The sequence below is a fragment of the Methanoregula sp. genome (assembly GCF_050010295.1).
Classification (GTDB): domain Archaea; phylum Halobacteriota; class Methanomicrobia; order Methanomicrobiales; family Methanospirillaceae; genus Methanoregula.
This window is the reverse complement of the sequence record NZ_JBEKLH010000001.1, coordinates 1-18,848: the sequence shown is the minus strand read 5'-3', so window position 1 is coordinate 18,848 and position 18,848 is coordinate 1. Positions and strand designations below refer to the sequence as shown.

Sequence of the window (18,848 nt, the reverse complement as noted above, 5' to 3'; positions counted from 1 at the left end):
CCGGCCCATCCCCGCCCGCTCATGACTGGCAATTTACCGTCGAAAAATCACCTCATTTTTACCAGCTTATCCGGGTAAAAATGAAAGAGGGGTTGGGGGGTCGGATGGGGTATTTTGTGTGGACATAGCTGATGAAAGCGTGGAGATAAAGAAAAATTACGGCGGAGATCCCTGCATGCCCCTGATCTTTGCGGATAGGAATTACCCCGTCCGACCCTCTTCCCTCCCCATGCTTGGACTCGGGACGCCACCAGGCAATCCCTCCATGAATGCAATATACTTAGTATGAGTGTGTTCCTGCAGTCTCTGGACTAGGATATTTAGTACATGCTGAGATTACGATGAACGCCGCCGTCCAGTGGATCTAGTGGCGGGGTTCCAGGGCCTGGCAAATCCCCTGCGATTATCATTAAATACACATACATACACAGAGCTGATCATGGCCACGAAGACCATCAGCATCACGGAAGAGGCATACGAGAGGCTGAAAAGCCTGAAAAAGAACGATAAAGTGAGTTTTTCCGACGTTATATTAGCACACTATCCGAAAAAGAAAAAACTATCAGAGGTCCTCAAAGAGATCGGTGCAAACCCTGAACTTGCGGATTCTATTGAGCAGGTATCCAGGGAGATGAGGCGAAGTTCGCTTCGAAGGGTCGAGTTCTGATGCCGGTCGCGGATACCTCATTTATCGTGGATATTATCCGGCATGATCCCAAAGCCATTGCAAAACTGGAGGAGCTGGAAGATGAAGGAAAACCGCTCTATACAACTCCGATAAATTCTCTCGAACTCTTTGAAGGGGCCTATCGCTCCCTTCATGTGGAAGAAAATGTGAAAGAGATACTGGCGGTGATCGCGGCATTCGAAGAGGTGCCGTTTGGGAACGACATCTATCACGCATTCGGTTATTTATCCGCAACTCTTCAGGAAAAGGGAAATCCTGTGGGAGATTTTGACCAGGTCATTGCTGCGGTTGCACTCTGTTCTGATGGAGAGATTATCACCCATGACCGTCACTTTGAAAAGATCCCGGAACTGACGGTCATCGGGTACTGAATTTTTAAATCCCGTAGCAGGAAAATATTTCACAATATATTTACCCGATCGGATTGACTCTCCTGTTCAGGTAATTTTACCAAAATCCGGTGACCGCCCCATGACCCTTTTCCACACAACGCCTGCCCTGATGCTCGTTTCTGGATCCGGAAAAAGAAGAAGAGGTCTGACGCTCTCGGGGTCTCGAAGAACCCGGCGGGTTTCTCCTCCTCCTCATGGTCCTGATGGACCATTCGGACTCCGCCCCCGCCGCGTGGGAATCCTCCGGTTGTGATGCCACATTACCCGGACACAATTGTGGAGAAATTTCCTGTACGGGTAATCCGGAGGCACATGCACATGTTTCGTTGTTTACGATATTTCCGCTTCTGTCAATAAAAAATTATGAGAATGGGAGGATACCCCTTTTTTATTCTCCCGATTTTATCTCCGAAATCACCTTCAACGCCCTCTGCTTATGGACGTAATCCGGGTACCACACGGTAAAGACGATAGCGATCACCATGAAGACCCATTTCAGGTTGTCCCAGAACATAAGACCGGGTTCGGGCCGGAGCAGCAGGAAAGCGTCCACTGCAAAGCCGAGGGTGAATGCAATTCCCCATACCGCGGTGATGATATAATTTACCCGCATGAATGGCACGCTCCTGGCACGCTCGGGTTCCACCCCTTCCCTTGAATACTGGAGGGTGAAGGGAAAATGGAACAACATTGTCGCCCAGCAGACGATCGTAAGGACCAGCATCGAGAGTACCGAAATGTAGTTTGCAAGCCAGTAGTGTTTTAATGCGATGACCAGGATGAAGAACACGACAAAGAACACGATAGTGACAACGGAAAGGATATACCCCTTGAGTAGTTGCCGGTAACTCGTCAGGACGGTGAGCACAATACCCACAATAAAGGCAAGGGTCAGAGCCATCAGGGGATTTCCAATGGGAGCTTCAGCGACAAGGGTGAATGCGATCCATGGCACGAATGCTGTAAGAAGCGTTATTATGTTCATTATGGTACGAAAAATGGATTCATGGGTGGATAATTCTTTTGTTTTATACGTCGGTTCCCGGTTCCGCAGGAATCACCTGTACATACCGGTCCTACGGGGATAAGCAGGAATTCCCTGCTGATCCGGGTCCGGAGTTCCCCCGTTCCGGTCGTCACCCAAAGGTGTACTCCACACAATAAAAGACGATGGGGAGCGTCATATATATCGCTGTACTCCATGTGTTTCCCGCCAGTGCGAACATGATGCCTACGATGGAGACCGCGGGGACAACGAGGTTCCGGAAACGGATTTTCCTGATATATGCCGGTTTCAGCGTGGATTCTGTCAGCCGGTTGCCGCTTGTGGCGTACCACCACTGGAGGGAGAGGCCCGTACCGATAACAAGGAGATTCGACTCAAATACCATTGCACCGACCGGGACACCGGAAAAAGCACCGGAAAAGGACGCTGAAAAGGGCAGGAGTGCGACAAACATGAGCGTCACGAGGTTAATCCAGGTGAATATCTTATCGGGAGTCCGTACTGAATGGAACTGCATGTGCTGGCTGAGCCAGAACGCCCCGAGGATAAGAAATGCGAGAGCATAGTGTATAAAACCGGAATAAAGGTTGATGAGGACCTGAAGGGCATATGCATTTGATGGTACCAGTGTCGCCTTATCCGGCACGCTCAGTCCGATGACAAGGAGTGTCATAGCGAATGCGAAGATGCCATCAGATAGCGCTTCCAGCCTGCTCTTGGTGAGATGCGATCCGTCACTTCCGTTGGTTTCCTCAGTCATAATCTTCCTTCTCCGTACTGAGAGGGGATTGGATTAATGTGCTTTGGATTTTTTTTGAAAAAATTTTCCGGGCGGGAATGATCTGAACCGGAAAAATTTTCGGGATTTTTTCCGGATCCGGAAGAACAAGAAGAGGTCTGACGCTCTTGGGGGAGACCGATACGAAGTATCGGGCTGGAGAAGAGCCACCAGGCTCTTCGACTTTCGCAGTCGAAGAATCCTGAAGGATTCTTCTCCAATTGATCCTCGCTGATGCGACGATCAATTCCCCGCCGCGTGGGCACCCCCCCGATTGCGATGACGCCGTATTACCCGGACAAAAAATGTAGAAGTTCTGTTCAGGTAATACTGAGGCATCGCTAGCGCCCCCGGCCCCGGGGGAGATAGCCCGTGACAACTACGATGCCGTTGATGCAATTGGCGCGGTTGCATATATCCCCTTCAAGAATCATGCAACCGGCAGGACTCGCGGCTCCCCTATCTGGAAAAAGATGTACCACTATTTCCAACTCAATAAGGATGAGTTCATGGAACACTATCACAAGAGGAGCAATGTTGAATCAACCAATGCGGCGATAAAGAGGAAATTCGGGAAGACTTTGAAATCAAAGAACCAGATTGCTCAGGTGAATGAGTTACTAGCAAAGATTATTGCCTACAATCTGACGGTGGTAATTCATGAGATGTACGAGAATGGGATTGAACCAAATTTCATTCATTTATAATAAAATTTATTTAAATTATGGTTAAACTTCTTGATTTGTAATCTTAACTTCAAAACCATCTTCGGAAAACGTATCCTCATAATAATTCCATATAACAAGCGAATAGAAAATAAAAATAATCATAACAAATATGCCATAAATATAAAATACCACAGCAAAATTTACAATTATATCAATATTGGATGTCCAATAAATTATAATTAGTATATTTGTAACTAAAAATAAAATGACATCTAGTAAAAGAATAAAGTTCGCTTTTTTATAGTTGGATACGGTCTCTTCAATTTTTTTGTTCCAAAATTTCCCAAAAGCCATCGAAAATGCCAAATGATGATCTTCATCGTTTTTGGCCGACTTCATAAAATTTTTACTGATAGAGAGAAATTTTTCATTTGCCTTTGATAATTTGTTGAATGCAATATTACTAGTTGCATACATTAATGCTGCTGCTGTGATGCTTGCAATAAATAGAAAAGGAGCATTCGTAGAATAATTTGGGATCATATCATACCCTCCAATAATATAATTTTCAAGCTGGATAAATCTTGCACGTAAAGTCCGGTGTCTGCACGTAAAGTAAGGTCAAATATCTACTTTACGTGCAAAGCCGGTCTACCCCAAACACTTATTACCCGTACCTGCCCATATTATAAAGCACCATTCATGGAGCAGCGACTATTCGCTGCGAGTGTCTGTACAAGATGCGAGATTCCTCTGTTGAGGTAGCCTAGCCAGGTAAGGCGCAGGTTTGCTAAACCTGTGTCCCTTGGGACTCGAGGGTTCAAATCCCTCCCTCAGCGCTAAAGAGATAATCTCACCAAATCGAGGGGATTGGATGGCTCAGGAAGAAGAAATACGATACTTTGTAAGGGTTGGCACCACCGATCTGGACGGTACCAAATCCGTGAGGGTCGCCCTCACCGGCATCAAGGGTGTCGGCAGGCATACCTCGTCGGTGATCTCCCGCATGGCGAAAGTCGACGAGTATGCCTCGCTCGGCCGCCTGGACGAGGACTCGGTCAACCGGCTCCGCACCGCCGTCGAACAGTACTCATCGAAGATTCCGTCCTGGATGGCGAACCGTCCCAAGGACGTCTACACCGGCGAGGCAAAACACCTGCTCGGTCCCGACGTCGCGCTCGCCAAGGACGAGGATGTCAACCTGATGAGGAAGATCCGCTGCTACCGGGGCATCCGGCACGAGACCGGCCAGAAAGTCCGCGGGCAGCGCACCAAGTCAACCGGCAGGACCGGTAAGACCGTTGGCGTGAGCAAGAAGAAAGTCGGAGGAAGCTGATCATGGGATACCCAGGCAAGAACCACAAGTCCTACCAGGCCCCCAAGCGCCCCTTCGAGAAGACCCGCATCGAGGCCGAGACCCGTCTCGTCATCGAGTACGGTCTCCGGAACAAGCGTGAGGTCTGGAAGGCCCAGGCCGTGCTCCGCAAGTACCGCAAGGGCGCCCGCGGTCTCCTCGCCCTCGGTTCGAGCGCAGCCGATGCCCAGCTCTACGAGAACAAGAAGGCCGAACTGATCACCTCCCTGCAGAGGGGAGGTCTCCTCGGCCCCGACGCGGACATCGAAGATGTCCTCTCGCTCAAGGTGCAGGCCCAGCTCGAACGCCGCCTGCAGACGCTCGTGTACCGCAAGGGACTGGCCCGCTCGCCGAAACAGGCCCGGCAGCTCATCACCCACGGGCACATCGCGATCGGCGGCAGGCGCACCAGCATCCCCGGCTACCGCGTGAACAGGACTGAGGAGACCCAGATCGCCTACTACGGCACGTCCCCGTTCCTGTCCGACTCCCACTCCGAGAAGGTGAGGATTGCAAAACCCGCGTCCAACCCCAAGCCGGCACCCGGCGGATACGGCGGGTACCAGGGAAGAGGAGGAAGGAGATAGACAATGGCAGCAAACGAGAAGGAAAAGTGGGGCATCGCCCACATCTTCGCGTCCTTCAACAACACGATCATCACCATAACCGACCTCTCCGGCGCGGAGACCGTGACCAAGAGCAGCGGCGGGATGGTCGTCAAGCAGGACCGGAACGAGAGCTCGCCCTATGCGGCGATGCAGATGGCCAGTAACGTGGCCCAGACTGCCCGCGAGAAAGGGATCGTCGGCGTCCATGTCAGGGTGCGTGCACCAGGGCAGGGCAAGCAGCGCAGCCCCGGGCCGGGCGCCCAGGCAGCCATCCGTGCGCTCGCCCGTGCCGGCATGCGCATCGGGCGTATCGAAGATGTCACTCCAATCCCCCATGACTCCTGCAGGCCGAAAGGCGGCAGGCGGGGAAGGAGAGTGTGATGGAGATCGTAATCGCCAGTCTGGACGACTCCCTCGCACGATTCACCCTTTCGGGAGCGAGCCCGGCATTTGCCAACGCGTTCAGGCGGGCAATGATCGGCGAGGTGCCGACCCTCGCGATCGAGGATGTGCGCATCTACGACAACACGAGCGCACTCTTCGACGAGATGCTGGCACACCGCCTCGGGCTCATCCCCATCAAGACAGATCTCCAGAGCTACTCGACCCAGGACACCTGTTCGTGCGGCGGGGCGGGATGCCCGGCCTGCACGGCCACCTACACGCTCAGTGTCGAGGGCCCCCGGGTGGTCACCTCGAGCGACCTCATCCCGCAGGACCCCAAAGTGGCGCCGGTGCACGGGAACATCCCGATCGTGAAACTCACGAAGGGACAGAAACTTGTCATCGAGGCGCGTGCAACCCTCAATACCGGCAGGATGCATGCCAAGTGGCAGCCGACGCTCGTCTGCGGGTACAAGAACCACCCGGTCGTGACCATCAGCGACGCCTGCGATGCCTGCGCCCTCTGCGTTGACGAATGCCCGCGCGGGGTCCTGGAAGTGAAAGGAAAGAAAGTCGGTGTAGTCAGCGGAAAACTCCCCGACTGTTCCATGTGCAGGCTCTGCGAACGGGCGTGCCTTGCGAGCGGGATCGGGGAGGAACCGGCAATCGTTATATCCGCCGAGAAAGACCGTTATATCTTCGTGGTCGAGAGCGACGGGTCGCTCACGGCAAAAGAGATCATGAACCGTGCACTGCAGTATATCAGGGAGCAGGCAGACGAGCTGGAAAAACAGCTAGGCGAACTATCAGGGGATGAGAAGAGATGACAAGAATTGTGGAGAAGACGAACCCCCGTCTTACCAGCCTCATTTCGCTCTTGAAGAACAAGTCGCGTGAGAATGAGGCCAAGATCTGGCGCGAGATCGCGAGCAGGCTGGAGACCCCGAACCGGAACTATGCGGAGGTCAACCTGTCCAAGATCAACCGCTACGCCCAGAACGGTGAGACTATCCTCGTACCCGGAAAGGTACTGGGAAGCGGCGTGCTGGAACAGTCCGTGAAAGTAGCGGCACTGAACTTCTCGGCATCCGCGACCAGCAAGATCAGGGACGCGAAAGGGCAGTGCATGACGATCGAGCAGCTTCTTGCGGACAACCCGAAAGGCAGCGGTGTCCGGATCCTGAGGTGAACAAGATATGGTTACAGTAATCAACGGTGACGGACTGCTCCTCGGGCGCCTTGCAAGCCTTGTCGCACAGCGCGGGCTTGCCGGCGAAGAGATCGCAATCGTCAATGTCGAGAAAGTGATCATCTCCGGCAGCCGCGCCCGGGTGCTCGCCAACTATCGGCACAAGAGGGAACGCGGCGCCTCCGGCAACCGCTGGGGACCGTTCGTCCCGCGCCGGCCGGACCACCTCATGAAGCGGACGATCCGCGGCATGCTCCCCTACAAGCGCCCCCGCGGCGTCGAGGCGATGAAGGCCATCAGGTGCTATGTCGGCATCCCGGTCGATCTCGTCGGCAAGGAGATGGAAGTGCCGGAAGAAGCGCACATGAACCGTCTGAACAACCCGAACCATGTCACGCTCGCAGCAGTGTGCACGTTCCTCGGAGCAAAGTTCTAAGGTGGCCACCATGGTAAAGATCATCAACACAAGCGGAAAACGCAAGACGGCAATCGCACGGGCGACCCTGAAGGCGGGCAAAGGCGTGATCCGGGTCAACTCGGTCCCTCTCGAAGCCTACGGCTCAGATACCACCCGGATGAAGATCTCCGAACCGATCCTCCTCGTCCCCAACGCGGTCCACGGCATCGATGTCACCATCGACGTCGCCGGCGGGGGTGTCATGGGACAGGCAGAAGCTGTCCGGACGGCACTCGCCCGCGGCATCATCAAATGGCACAACGACCCCCAGATGAAGGACATCTATCTGGCCTATGACAGGACACTCCTGGTCAACGACTCGCGCCAGAAAGAGACCAAGAAGCCGCACGGTCGCGGTGCACGCAAGAAGTTCCAAAAGTCTTATCGTTAAACCAGAAGATATGATGAGAGGTTAAAATCGTGATACCCGTTCGATGTTTCACCTGTGGGAAACCGATATCCACAGCCTGGGAAGAGTTCAGGGCGAGACGGGAGAGAGGCGAGGATCCGAGGAAGATCCTCGACGATCTCAAAATTTCCCGCTACTGCTGCAGGCGCATGCTCCTGACCCACAAAGAGATCATTGATGAGCTCAACCCGTACCAGTAAGAGAGAACGTATGATCGCGGGGTCGTAGGGTAGCCTGGACCATCCTATTGCGTTCGGGACGCAGTGACCTGAGTTCGAATCTCAGCGACCCCATATTTTCGAGATTGCAGACATTTTGAGGAAGAAGAATGCAGACGCAGACTTATACCCGGTACGAACGGGCAAGGATCATTGGAGCAAGGGCTCTGCAGATATCAATGGGTGCTCCGTTACTCATCACCACGACACGGATCGATCCGCTGGAGATTGCGATCGAGGAATTCAACAACAACACCATCCCCATTACCGTAAAGAGGAAGTAGAGGACATATGACGACCATTGAGGTTATCGAACTCCGGACCATCCTGGACAGCCGGGGCAACGCGACCGTTGAAGCCGATATCTACACGTCGGGCGGCTTTGGCAGGTCGGCAGCCCCCGGCGGCGCCAGCACCGGTTCGCTCGAGGCGAAGGTCAGGCCGCCGAAAGAGGCGGTCGACTATGCCGTCCAGAACGTACTTCCCGCGCTCATCGGGATGGACGCGGCCGACCAGGAAGGGTTTGACGAACAGCTGCGGGACATCGACGGGACTGCCAATTTCGCCGGGATCGGGGCAAATGTTGCGGTCGCCCTCTCGCTTGCCAATGCGAAGGCCGCGGCATCGGCACTGGACATCCCGCTCTTCCGCTACCTTGGCGGGGCATTCGTCAGGGAGCTCCCCCTCCCCCTCGGGAACGTGATCGGGGGCGGGGCACATGCGGCCAACTCGACCGAGATCCAGGAATTCCTGATCGTCCCCGGGGACGCGGCCGACGCAGAAGAAGCGGTGTTCGCCAACGCCGCCGTCCACCGGACGGTGAAAGAACTCTTAAAGAAACTGGGAAAAGCCGCCGGCAAGGGTGATGAGGGTGCATGGGCACCGCAGATCGACGACGCCCTCGCATTTGAGCTCATTGCCGAGGCGACCACGATTGTTGCCGACGAGATGAATATCACGGTTGACATGGGTATCGATGTCGCCGCAAGCCAGATGTGGAACGGGGAGGCATACCAGTACCGCCAGAAGATACGATCGACCGAAGACCAGGTCGCCTATATCGCAGAACTCGTGGACAAGTACAACCTTGTCTATGTGGAAGACCCCTTCCACGAGGACGACTTCGACGCATTCGCGGAACTCAACAGCCAGGTGGGCAGCCACTGCCTGGTCTGCGGCGACGACATCTTCGTAACGCAGGTCGACCGCATCCTGCAGGGCATCGAGAAGGACTCCGCAAACTGCGTGCTGATAAAACCCAACCAGGTGGGGACCCTCACCGACACCTTCGAAGCGGTGCAGCTCGCCCACACCCACGGGCTGGACACGGTGATGAGCCACCGCTCCGGGGAGACGACCGACAATTCGATTGCACACCTTGCCACAGCCTTCTCCTGTATTTTCTTAAAATGCGGTATTGTCGGCGGGGAACGCATTGCAAAACTGAACGAACTGATTCGCATAGAGGAACAGCTATGACCACTGTAAACGAAATGGAAATCGAACTGAAAGAACCGCTCATCCCCGTCGAGGAGTACCTTGCTGCCGGCGTCCACATCGGCACCCAGCAGAAGAGCGAGGACATGAAGAAGTTCATCTACCGCGTCCGCGGCGATGGCCTCTACATCCTCGATATCCGCGAGACCGACGCCCGGATCAAGACCGCCGCCAAATTCTTAAACCAGTACGAAGCCCCGAATATCCTCGTCGTCACCTCCCGCCAGTACGGCCAGTACCCGGCCAAGAAGTTTGCCGATACCATCGGTGCTATGTCGGCGACCGGGCGGTTCATCCCGGGCCTCCTGACCAATCCGGTTCTCGACGGCTATATCGAGCCGCAGGTCATCGTCGTGACCGACCCGATCGGCGACGCGCAGGTCATCAACGAGGCAGTCCAGTGCGGCATCCCCGTGCTCGCACTCTGCGACACCAACAACATGACCAAGTTCGTCGACCTGGTCATCCCGACCAACAACAAGGGCCGCAAGGCGCTCTCGATGATCTACTTCCTCCTGACCCGCGAGATGCTGCGGCTCCGCGGGATCTCGACGGCACTCGCCCCCGAGGACTTCGAGACTGAATTCTAGACCGGTCCCCCTTTTTTGGGGCGACCGATCGTTAGATATACCAGTTCGACCAGAGGGTTGATTTGATGAAGATGCGTACATGCGCAGTGGCTGGCATGTTTTATCCGCGCGAGCCCTCCCACCTGGAGCAGTTGCTGGAGAAGTTCTTCTCGGGCACAGCACCGGAGGGCGGGAATCCGCTCGGTATCGTATCCCCTCACGCCGGGTATATCTATTCAGGCCAGGTTGCCGCCCATGCCTTCAGCTCGATCGTGCCTGACTTTTCAGGCACGTTCGTCGTGATCGGCCCGTCCCACCGCGGGTACATCAACTGCGTCTCCGAGATCCCGTGGGAGACCCCGTTCGGTGTGATCGATACGGACACCGAGTTTGTCCAGGCCCTCAGTATCGAGACGGACGAGATATCCCACCGGGACGAACACTCCATCGAGGTCCAGATGCCGTTCATCAAGTACCGCTTCCCGCGGGCGCGGATAGCGCCGGTCATGATGGGGCAGCAGGACTACCCGAGCGCGATGCGGCTTGCGGAGAAGATCCTTGCGGCGGTCAGGCGGACCAACCGGGAGATCAGGATCGTGGCGTCGAGCGACTTCTCGCACTATGTGCCGGAGAGCAAGGCAAAAGCCGATGACCTCTGGGCCATCGAACCGCTCCTGGCTCTTGACACGAAGGAGTTCTACCGCCGGATCGAGGAGCGGCGGGTGACTGCCTGCGGGTTCGGCCCCATTTCGGCCATGGTGGCGGCGTGCGGCAGGCTCGGGGCAAAGGCGGCAAAGCTCATCCGGTACTCAACGAGCGGGGATACGACAGGCGATTATCGCGAGGTCGTGGGGTACGCAGCCATTGCGGTGATCTAGGTTGGCCACATGGAGTGCGCCGGGCAAGGTATTTTTGTTCGGCGAGCATGCAGTAGTATACGGAAAGCCCGGCATAGCAATGGCCATAAAGCCCCGCGTGTTTGTCACCGTGCGGAATACCCGGCGCGCCCAGCGGGCAAAATCGCCCTATATCGACGGGTGTTTCGAGGCGATGGGCGTCGTGGGCAGCGTCTACATCAACTCGCAGATCCCGAGCTCCTCGGGCCTCGGGTCGTCCGCTGCCGTGACCGTTGCGACCCTCTCGGCGATCAACGACGAGTTCGCGCTCCATAAAAACCGGGAAGATATTGCAGACATGGCGTTCGAGATCGAGAAGACGGTGCAGAAAGGGCGGGCGAGCCCCACGGATACCACGGTCTCCACGTACGGCGGGATCATCCTCATCAGCGGCGGTTCCAGAAGAAGGCTCCCGCCCCAGAACATGCACCTCGTAGTCGGTGATTCCCTGGTCTCGCACAATACCTCAAAGATGGTGGAACAGGTGAGCGAACTCAAGAAGAATCACCCCGCTATCGTGGACCCGGTACTGGACGCGATCGAAGGCGTGAGCATGAGCGCGATCCACCACCTCAGCAACCCGAAGGAACTGGGGAATTACATGAACATGAACCATGCCCTGCTCGAAGCGCTCGGCGTCGGCCACCCCCAGCTCTCAAAACTCGTGCTCGCCGCCCGCTCGGCAGGTGCGTTCGGCGCAAAGATCACGGGAGCCGGCGGGGGCGGGTGCATGGTGGCACTCTGCCCCAAGCCGCTCAAGCACCGGGTTGCGGGCGCGATCGAGGCCTGCGAGGCCCGGGCTATCGTCACGGGTATCGACACGGAAGGCGCGCGCAAGGAGAAAAATGTCTGACCGCGTAATCCTGAAACTCGGCGGGAGTGTCATCACGGACAAGAGTGCCGACTGCGCCATCAACCGCGGGCGCCTCTCGGAGGTTGCTATGGCAATCGCCGGGGCAACAACGGATGGGATCGTGGTCATCCACGGCGCCGGTTCCTGCGGCCACCCGGAAGCGAGACGCTACCAGCTCGATAAGGGTGCCACGGCCGGGCACACCGAAGGGATCTACGTGACGAACCGGGCGGTCAGCAGCCTCAACGATGCAGTCGTCGGGGCGCTCCGGGACGAGGGTGTTGCTGCAGTCGGTGTCCACCCCCTGCATACCGCGATAGCGGACAACGGGAGGCTGGCCGGGTTCGAGTGCCGGCACCTGGGTACGATGCTCTCCCTCGGGATGGTCCCTGTGATCCACGGAGACGTGGTGATGGACCTCTCACGCGGGGCCTGTATCGTATCGGGCGACCAGCTCGTGCGCTACCTTGCGGTCGGTCTTGCGATCGACCGTGTCGGGCTCGCCACCGATGTACCGGGAGTGCTGGATGGAGGGCGCGTGGTGCCGGAGATTACCCGGGCCACGGCTGCGTCGCTCCATATCGGGGACTCGAGACATACCGATGTCACCGGTGGAATGAGAGGGAAAATTGATGAACTGCTCGGTCTCGCGGACGCGGGGATCGGGTCGGACATATTTCATGTGTCGCGGGTCGGCGACTTCCTTGCAGGGACCGACCACGGCGGGACACGGGTAAGGGGGGAGCAGGGCGGATGAAAGACAAGCTGAAGTTCACGTCGTTAAGGAAACTGGATCACCTGCGCATCTGCGCAGAGAAGGAGGTCGAGAGCGGCGACGCCGGGTTTTCGGATATCAGGTTCGTGCACAATGCCCTGCCGGAATGCGACATGGGGAGCATCAGCCTCGCCACCCGCTTCCTTGGCCACACCTTCCGCTCCCCCCTCTTCATATCGGCGATGACCGGGGGTCATCCCGGGACAAAAAACGTCAACGCACGGCTTGCAAGGGCAGCCGCACACTGCGGGATCGGCATGGGTGTCGGTTCCCAGCGGGCGGCCCTCGAAAACCCTGAGCTCGCGGACACGTTCTCCATCGTCAGGGACGAGGCCCCCCATGCCTTTCTCGTGGCAAACCTCGGGGCAGTCCAGCTCCGTGACCATGGCACCGGATGGGCGGAACAGGCCATCGAGATGATCGCGGCGGATGCCATTGCCATCCACCTGAACTTCCTGCAGGAAGCCATCCAGCCGGAAGGCGACCACAATGCCACCGGCTGCCTTGACGCGATCGGGGAACTCTGCCGGGAACTCAAGACCCCGGTTATCGTCAAGGAGACCGGGTGCGGGATATCGGCAGCAACTGCACGGGCATGCTGGGGCAAAGGAGTCCGGGCCATCGACACCGCTGGCTGGGGCGGGACCTCGTGGGCCGCGGTCGAGAGCGTGCGGGCAGACGAGAGCGCCAGCGCGAAGGACAAGGCCCTGAAAGCGCTCGGGCAGGACTTCGCCGGCTGGGGAATTCCCACCGTCATCAGCCTTGCCGAGGTGCTCGCGACCGGTGGTCCGGTCATCGCTTCCGGCGGCATCAGGAGCGGTCTCGATATTGCCAAAGGGCTTGCCTTCGGGGCAGACCTCTGCGGCATGGCACTGCCGCTGCTCGCTCCGGCCATGGAGAGCGACGAGGCTCTCGCGAGCGCCATCGACGCCATCCACCGGGAACTGACCGTTGCCATGTTCCTGACCGGGTCGGCACGGGTTGCCGATCTCAGGAAGGCACCGCTCTACCTCACGGGCAGGACGCGCCAGATGATCGACAAAGACAACCCTGCGAGAATCAGGAAGTAATTCCACGCCAGAAAGACCAGAACAGGGAATTTTTACCAAAAATACCCTGAATCAGAACACAGGAGATACAACATGGATATAGAAATTATTGCAGTGGGCGGATACGACGAGGTCGGGCGGAATATGACCGCCGTCCGCTGCGGAAAGGAAATTGTCATATTTGACATGGGGCTCCGCCTGGACCAGGTGATGATCCATGAGGACGCGGAGATAGAGAATATGCACTCCCTTGATCTCATCAAGATCAAGGCGATACCGGATGACACGATGATGAACTCGGTCGAGGGGACCGTCAGGGCCATCGTCTGCTCCCACGGGCACCTCGACCACATCGGGGCCATACCGAAGCTGGCGCACCGGTACAGCGCACCGATCATCTCCACCCCGTATACGACCGAACTGATCCGGCAGCAGATCTCCGGGGAACAGAAGTTCGGCGTGAACAACAAGCTCTTCGCGCTCAAGTCAGGGCAGCGGTACACCCTCTCCCAGAACCTTGTCCTGGAGTTTGTCAGGACCCAGCACTCGATCATCGATACGGTGACCCCCGTGCTCCACACGCCGCACGGTGCGATCGTGTATGCCTGCGACTTCAAGCTGGACCGGACACCGGTCATCGGGGAACCCCCGGACTTTGCCCGCTTCCGGCAGATAGGCAAGGAAGGCGTGCTTGCGCTGATCGTTGAGAGCACCAACATCGATCTCCCCGGCAGGGCTCCGAGCGAGAGGATCGCCCGCGACCTGGTCCGGGACACGATCACGAGCTACGAGGATGACAAGAACGCGATCATCGTCTCGACGTTCTCGTCCCACATCGCCCGTGTCAAGACGATTGCCGAGTGTGCCCACGAGATCGGGAGGAAACCTGTCCTTCTCGGCCGCTCGATGGAGAAGTACTCGGTCACGGCCGAACAGATGAAGCTCGTCTCGTTCCCGGAGACCACGAGCGTCTTCGGGAACCGGCGGACGATCGACCGCACCATGCGCCGGATGATGAAGGCCGGGAAAGACAAGTTCCTGCCGATCGTCACCGGTCACCAGGGCGAACCCGGCTCGATCCTCACCCGGCTTGCACTGGGCGATACCCCGTACCAGCTGACCAAAGGCGACAAGGTCATCTTCTCGGCAAAGGTCATCCCGAACCCGCTCAACTTCGGCCAGCGCTACCTGGTCGAGCAGCACCTCAAGCTGGCAGGGGCCCGCATCTTCGAGGACCTCCACGTAAGCGGCCACGCATACCGCGAGGACCACTACGAGTTCATCCACCTGCTGAACCCGCAGCACATCATCCCGGCCCACGGCACCCTGCGGATGACGGCAAGTTACACGGACTTTGTCAGCGAGCTCGGCTATACCGCCCACTCCACGGTCCACCTGATGAAGAACGGGCAGAGGCTCAAGATCAACTGAAAAATCCGGGGAGAACCAATGTCGGAACTTTCACCGTATCTGGAATCGGTCGCAAAGCAGATCGATCACCTGATCGACCGCTATTTTGTTGACAAGGCTGGTGAACTGAACAAGGCTTCCGCCCACCTCCTTGCCGCAGGGGGCAAGAGGCTCCGCCCTGCGGTCGTCCTGCTGTCAGCGGATGCGGTGAAACACGGGAGCTCGGGCGAGATCCTGCATGCCGCCCTTGCGCTCGAGGTGACCCACACCTTCACGCTCATCCATGACGATATCATGGACGACGACAGCCTGCGCCGCGGGGTGCAGACCGTGCACACGAAGTGGGACATGCCAACCGGCATCCTCGCCGGGGACGTGCTCTATGCCCGCGCCTTCGAGCACCTCTGTCTTGTCAACGCAAAGGACGATGCCAAGATCATGGCCGTGACCATGCTCGCCAGGGCCTGTGCCGATATCTGCGAGGGGCAGCACATGGACATGTCCTTCGAGCACCGCACGGACGTATCCGAAGGCGAATACCTGGAGATGGTCAGGAAGAAGACCGGGGTCCTCTATGCCGCGGCAGCAGGTATCGGTGCGGTCCTCGCCGGCGGCAACGCGGTTCAGGTGAAGGCCCTCTACAACTTCGGGCTCAACACCGGCATCGCGTTCCAGATCCAGGACGACCTGATCGACCTCCTGACCCCCGCCGAGAAGAGCGGGAAGGACCGGGCTTCCGACCTCCGCGAGGGCAAGCAGACCCTCATCATGATCAAGGCCCGGGAGAAGGGGCTCGACCTGCTGAAATACCGGCGGGAACTTTCCTGCGACGACATCGAGGCAGCGATCAGGGAGCTCACCGACGCCGGCGTGATCGATGAGGTGAAAAAGATCGCAGCCGGTCTCGTGGCCGACAGCGACCGGCACATCTCCCTTCTCCCCCCCTCAAAAGAACGCCAGCTCCTGATGGACATCGGCGAATTCTTCGTGACCCGGAGCTATTAGGATGGCAGGTGACAATCCACAGGAGATCCTCTTTTTGTGTGCACTGCAGAACGCGGTGAAACACGGGGGCGTCCCCCAGGCGGGCGCGGTCATCGGCATGGTGATGGGCGCCCACCCGGAACTCCGGAGCAGGGCAAAGGAGGTCTCCGCCCTTGCAAAGGAAGCGATCGCCACTGTTGCGGCGCTGTCTCCTGAAGAACGGGTCGCGACCCTGCAGGCCCGGGCACCAGAGATGTTTGCCGCCCTGTCCGAGAAGCACGAGCGCAGGAAGGTGCTCCCCGAACTTGAAGGAGCTGAAAAGGGCGTTGTCATGCGGTTTGCCCCGAACCCCTCGGGCCCGCTCCACATCGGCCACGCCCGGGCAGCTGCGCTGAACGATGCGTACGTGAAGCAGTACGGCGGGCGGTATATCCTCCGCATCGAGGACACCGACCCGAAACGCGTTGACCCTGAGGCATACGAGACTGTCAGGGAGGATATCCGCTGGCTCGACCTCGGGATCACCGAGACCGTGACCCAGAGCGAGCGCCTCCCGATCTACTACGATCTCTGTAAACGGCTGATCGAACTGGGCGGGGCGTACGTCTGCACCTGCGACAACGAGCGGTTCAGGGAGCTCAAGCAATGCAAGACTGCCTGCCCGTGCCGTGATCTTCCCGTGGAGAAAAACCTTGAACTCTGGCAGAAGATGCTCGACCACGGTTTCAGGGAAGGCGAGGCCTCGGTCAGGATCAAGACCGATCTCAGCCACCCGGACCCGGCGATGAGGGACTTTCCCGCGTTCCGGATCCTCGATGCACCCCCACACCCGAAAGTGAAGGCCCATGTGTACCCGCTTATGAACTTCTCGGTGGTGGCAGACGACCACCTGCTTGGCGTGACGCACGTGATCCGGGGCAAGGATCACATCGCGAACACCCGCCGGCAGCGCTACATCTATGACCACTTCGGCTGGAAGGTCCCGGTCTACCGCCACTACGGCAGGATGGGGATCGAGGGGGTCGTGCTCTCCACGTCCCAGATGCGCCTTGGAATTAAGGATGGAACGTACACCGGCTGGGACGATATCCGGCTCGGGACCCTCCGGGCCCTCGCCCGCCGCGGGATCCTGCCCGAAGCGGTGAAGAACGCGATGATCGCGATCGGCATCGGAGACGTTGACATCTCGTTCTCGTGGGACAACCTCTATGCCGAGAACAGGAAACTCGTGGATCCCGTAGCGAACCGGTACTTCTTTGTAGCAGACCCGGTGACCATTCTCATCCACGCCGCCCCGCAGCTGACAACCCATGCTCTCCTCCACCCCGCCGACGAGAAGCGGGGAGTGCGGACGCTCGCTTTTACCGGTGCCGTAATCGTTCCTGCGGCGGAGCTGGAACACAAAGACAGGCCCATGATCCGGCTCAAAGACCTGTTCAATGTCACGGTGGAGTACGACCATGGCAGGCCGCATCTCACCTATGCCGGTGACTCGCTGGCCGATGCCCGGGTGGCAAAGGCCCCGATCATCCAGTGGCTGCCCGTTGCGGACCAGATTCCCTGTACGCTCCGGACGCAGGAAGGCGATATCGCCGGTGCCTGCGAACCTGCTGTCGTGAACGAGCGTGGGAAGGTCGTCCAGTTCGAGCGGGTCGGTTTTGCGAAGATCGATGCGGTAGGCGCCGACGGGGTACTGGCATACTTCACGCATAAGTGAGATTTTATCTGTTTTAGAGTCTTTTTTTAAAAAAAATTCAAAAAAACTGGGGTGGGGGCCGGGTAGACGGGGAGATGGTGCCATTGTTCCGGGAAATCGGGGATGTGGCCGGGAGGAGTGATGGTGCAAATGAATAGCACCATTAACCCGACATTATTACTATGAATTTAACCGAGCTCAAAATCATCTGCTATTTCAGCTAAGATTTGTGGATATGGGCATTCGGCATTTTTTTCCGGTAATGGTAATTTCTTGTTTGCAATTCTTTTTTCGTGTACCCTGAAAAGATTGATTATAATTTTTTCAAAATGAGTAACCTCATGAACGATTTCGAGATGTTGATCTTTGTTAATTCCCGGTGAAAAAGGTTGGAGAGGATAGACATGCATCGTGATAGTGCTCTCTACAAGAAAATCTTCGACAGCCTGCTTAATTTTTTCATCAAATTTTGAATCTTTTCGTGCTGCCTCTGAAAATCCTAAAATTGTTTCCGCTATATATCGATAAATCTGATTTTGAGTACTCCCCCCGAGGTCATCCAAATGACCTGCTAATCTGCGAAATGCGGGGCGAGCGGTTGTATAGTTATGGTCACCGGTCTGACCGACGTAGTAGTGTTTATCATTCCCATGAGACATCTCAACAATATAAAGAAGATTTTAGTGATTCCTTCACCTCGCCTCCCACATCCTAAATCCCGTCTCCCTGACCTATCCTCTAACCAAACAGATCTACACAGGCCGGTTTTATCCCTCGCAAAAAGCCCGGTCTGGTAATCCGGGGCAGTACCAGCATTTCCAGAAAAACCTTCTCAAAAAAGGGGCAAAACAGGCCGGTCGGTTAGATCCGGAAAAATGGAAAAGAAGCCCGATACGAGCCCGGATTGGCCTTTTTCACCAAAATAAGGGGGTGAGACCCCCCTATGTCAAAAAAGGGGATCTCATTTC

General features: G+C 57.1%; 26 protein-coding genes and 2 tRNA genes. 24 read left to right on the top strand and 4 right to left on the bottom strand.

Going from position 1 to position 18,848, the window contains the following annotated elements:
• Positions 1 to 118 precede the first annotated feature (118 nt).
• The 3 genes from ABSB80_RS00140 to ABSB80_RS00130 all read left to right on the top strand — a co-directional run bounded on the left by ABSB80_RS00140 (position 119) and on the right by ABSB80_RS00130 (position 1,059).
• A complete protein-coding gene (locus ABSB80_RS00140; RefSeq protein WP_428366917.1) occupies positions 119 to 289 on the top strand; it encodes a hypothetical protein in 171 nt (56 codons plus the stop codon).
• Between the two features lie 150 nt (positions 290 to 439).
• Entirely contained in the window at positions 440 to 667 is a 228-nt protein-coding gene (locus ABSB80_RS00135) for an antitoxin VapB family protein (RefSeq protein WP_428366915.1), read from the top strand.
• Positions 667 to 1,059, top strand: coding sequence for a type II toxin-antitoxin system VapC family toxin (locus ABSB80_RS00130; RefSeq protein WP_428366913.1), 393 nt, complete (start codon positions 667 to 669; stop codon positions 1,057 to 1,059). The genes ABSB80_RS00135 and ABSB80_RS00130 overlap by 1 nt, the downstream gene beginning before the upstream one ends.
• A gap of 409 nt (positions 1,060 to 1,468) precedes the next feature.
• Here ABSB80_RS00130 and ABSB80_RS00125 read toward each other — a convergent pair whose 3' ends face one another.
• Positions 1,469 to 2,065 carry a hypothetical protein gene (locus ABSB80_RS00125; RefSeq protein WP_428366911.1) on the bottom strand — a complete coding sequence of 199 codons (597 nt, stop codon included), beginning with the start codon at positions 2,063 to 2,065 and terminating at the stop codon, positions 1,469 to 1,471.
• Between the two features lie 151 nt (positions 2,066 to 2,216).
• A complete protein-coding gene (locus ABSB80_RS00120; protein WP_428366909.1) occupies positions 2,217 to 2,846 on the bottom strand; it encodes a TMEM175 family protein in 630 nt (209 codons plus the stop codon).
• Positions 2,847 to 3,337: 491 nt separating this feature from the next.
• Between ABSB80_RS00120 and ABSB80_RS00115 the strand changes: the two genes are divergently transcribed.
• A complete protein-coding gene (locus ABSB80_RS00115; protein ID WP_428366907.1) occupies positions 3,338 to 3,571 on the top strand; it encodes a transposase in 234 nt (77 codons plus the stop codon).
• A 21-nt stretch (positions 3,572 to 3,592) separates the two neighbouring features.
• Here ABSB80_RS00115 and ABSB80_RS00110 read toward each other — a convergent pair whose 3' ends face one another.
• A complete protein-coding gene (locus ABSB80_RS00110; RefSeq protein WP_428366905.1) occupies positions 3,593 to 4,075 on the bottom strand; it encodes a hypothetical protein in 483 nt (160 codons plus the stop codon).
• A gap of 212 nt (positions 4,076 to 4,287) precedes the next feature.
• Between ABSB80_RS00110 and ABSB80_RS00105 the strand changes: the two genes are divergently transcribed.
• From ABSB80_RS00105 to ABSB80_RS00010, 20 genes are all read left to right on the top strand, one after another.
• Positions 4,288 to 4,371, top strand: a tRNA-Ser gene (locus ABSB80_RS00105).
• Positions 4,372 to 4,406: 35 nt separating this feature from the next.
• Positions 4,407 to 4,868: a 30S ribosomal protein S13 gene (locus ABSB80_RS00100; RefSeq protein ID WP_428366903.1), complete on the top strand. Its 462-nt coding sequence runs from the start codon at positions 4,407 to 4,409 to the stop codon at positions 4,866 to 4,868.
• 2 nt (positions 4,869 to 4,870) lie between these two features.
• Entirely contained in the window at positions 4,871 to 5,473 is a 603-nt protein-coding gene (locus ABSB80_RS00095) for a 30S ribosomal protein S4 (protein WP_428366901.1), read from the top strand.
• 3 nt (positions 5,474 to 5,476) lie between these two features.
• Positions 5,477 to 5,875, top strand: a complete 399-nt coding sequence (locus ABSB80_RS00090) for a 30S ribosomal protein S11 (RefSeq protein ID WP_292417515.1) — start codon at positions 5,477 to 5,479, stop codon at positions 5,873 to 5,875.
• Positions 5,875 to 6,705, top strand: coding sequence for a DNA-directed RNA polymerase subunit D (locus ABSB80_RS00085; protein ID WP_428366899.1), 831 nt, complete (start codon positions 5,875 to 5,877; stop codon positions 6,703 to 6,705). The genes ABSB80_RS00090 and ABSB80_RS00085 overlap by 1 nt, the downstream gene beginning before the upstream one ends.
• The gene (locus tag ABSB80_RS00080; RefSeq protein ID WP_428366897.1) at positions 6,702 to 7,067 is read left to right on the top strand and encodes a 50S ribosomal protein L18e; all 366 of its coding nucleotides are present in this window, start codon (positions 6,702 to 6,704) and stop codon (positions 7,065 to 7,067) included. The genes ABSB80_RS00085 and ABSB80_RS00080 overlap by 4 nt, the downstream gene beginning before the upstream one ends.
• Before the next feature lie 7 nt (positions 7,068 to 7,074).
• Positions 7,075 to 7,503: a 50S ribosomal protein L13 gene (locus tag ABSB80_RS00075; protein WP_428366895.1), complete on the top strand. Its 429-nt coding sequence runs from the start codon at positions 7,075 to 7,077 to the stop codon at positions 7,501 to 7,503.
• A gap of 10 nt (positions 7,504 to 7,513) precedes the next feature.
• A complete protein-coding gene (locus ABSB80_RS00070) occupies positions 7,514 to 7,915 on the top strand; it encodes a 30S ribosomal protein S9 (RefSeq protein ID WP_428366893.1) in 402 nt (133 codons plus the stop codon).
• A gap of 29 nt (positions 7,916 to 7,944) precedes the next feature.
• Positions 7,945 to 8,133: a DNA-directed RNA polymerase subunit N gene (locus tag ABSB80_RS00065; RefSeq protein ID WP_428366891.1), complete on the top strand. Its 189-nt coding sequence runs from the start codon at positions 7,945 to 7,947 to the stop codon at positions 8,131 to 8,133.
• An 18-nt stretch (positions 8,134 to 8,151) separates the two neighbouring features.
• Positions 8,152 to 8,226, top strand: a tRNA-Pro gene (locus tag ABSB80_RS00060).
• Positions 8,227 to 8,261: 35 nt separating this feature from the next.
• Positions 8,262 to 8,435 carry a DNA-directed RNA polymerase subunit K gene (locus ABSB80_RS00055; RefSeq protein WP_319377366.1) on the top strand — a complete coding sequence of 58 codons (174 nt, stop codon included), beginning with the start codon at positions 8,262 to 8,264 and terminating at the stop codon, positions 8,433 to 8,435.
• A 7-nt stretch (positions 8,436 to 8,442) separates the two neighbouring features.
• Entirely contained in the window at positions 8,443 to 9,630 is a 1,188-nt protein-coding gene (gene eno, locus ABSB80_RS00050; RefSeq protein WP_428366889.1) for a phosphopyruvate hydratase, read from the top strand.
• Positions 9,627 to 10,238, top strand: a complete 612-nt coding sequence (gene rpsB, locus ABSB80_RS00045) for a 30S ribosomal protein S2 (protein ID WP_428366887.1) — start codon at positions 9,627 to 9,629, stop codon at positions 10,236 to 10,238. The genes eno and rpsB overlap by 4 nt, the downstream gene beginning before the upstream one ends.
• Before the next feature lie 65 nt (positions 10,239 to 10,303).
• Complete coding sequence (amrB, locus tag ABSB80_RS00040) at positions 10,304 to 11,095, top strand: AmmeMemoRadiSam system protein B (protein ID WP_428366885.1); 792 nt, start codon at positions 10,304 to 10,306, stop codon at positions 11,093 to 11,095.
• 1 nt (position 11,096) lies between these two features.
• Entirely contained in the window at positions 11,097 to 11,966 is an 870-nt protein-coding gene (gene mvk / locus ABSB80_RS00035) for a mevalonate kinase (RefSeq protein ID WP_428366883.1), read from the top strand.
• Positions 11,959 to 12,723, top strand: a complete 765-nt coding sequence (locus ABSB80_RS00030; RefSeq protein ID WP_428366881.1) for an isopentenyl phosphate kinase — start codon at positions 11,959 to 11,961, stop codon at positions 12,721 to 12,723. Before mvk ends, ABSB80_RS00030 begins: the two co-directional genes overlap by 8 nt.
• Positions 12,720 to 13,811: a type 2 isopentenyl-diphosphate Delta-isomerase gene (fni, locus tag ABSB80_RS00025; protein ID WP_428366879.1), complete on the top strand. Its 1,092-nt coding sequence runs from the start codon at positions 12,720 to 12,722 to the stop codon at positions 13,809 to 13,811. Before ABSB80_RS00030 ends, fni begins: the two co-directional genes overlap by 4 nt.
• Positions 13,812 to 13,883: 72 nt before the next feature.
• The gene (locus ABSB80_RS00020; protein WP_428366877.1) at positions 13,884 to 15,221 is read left to right on the top strand and encodes an RNase J family beta-CASP ribonuclease; all 1,338 of its coding nucleotides are present in this window, start codon (positions 13,884 to 13,886) and stop codon (positions 15,219 to 15,221) included.
• 18 nt (positions 15,222 to 15,239) lie between these two features.
• A complete protein-coding gene (locus ABSB80_RS00015) occupies positions 15,240 to 16,205 on the top strand; it encodes a polyprenyl synthetase family protein (protein WP_428366875.1) in 966 nt (321 codons plus the stop codon).
• A gap of 1 nt (position 16,206) precedes the next feature.
• Positions 16,207 to 17,901, top strand: a complete 1,695-nt coding sequence (locus tag ABSB80_RS00010) for a glutamate--tRNA ligase (RefSeq protein WP_428366873.1) — start codon at positions 16,207 to 16,209, stop codon at positions 17,899 to 17,901.
• 167 nt (positions 17,902 to 18,068) lie between these two features.
• Here ABSB80_RS00010 and ABSB80_RS00005 read toward each other — a convergent pair whose 3' ends face one another.
• The gene (locus ABSB80_RS00005) at positions 18,069 to 18,443 is read right to left on the bottom strand and encodes a hypothetical protein (protein ID WP_428366871.1); all 375 of its coding nucleotides are present in this window, start codon (positions 18,441 to 18,443) and stop codon (positions 18,069 to 18,071) included.
• Positions 18,444 to 18,848: the final 405 nt, after the last annotated feature.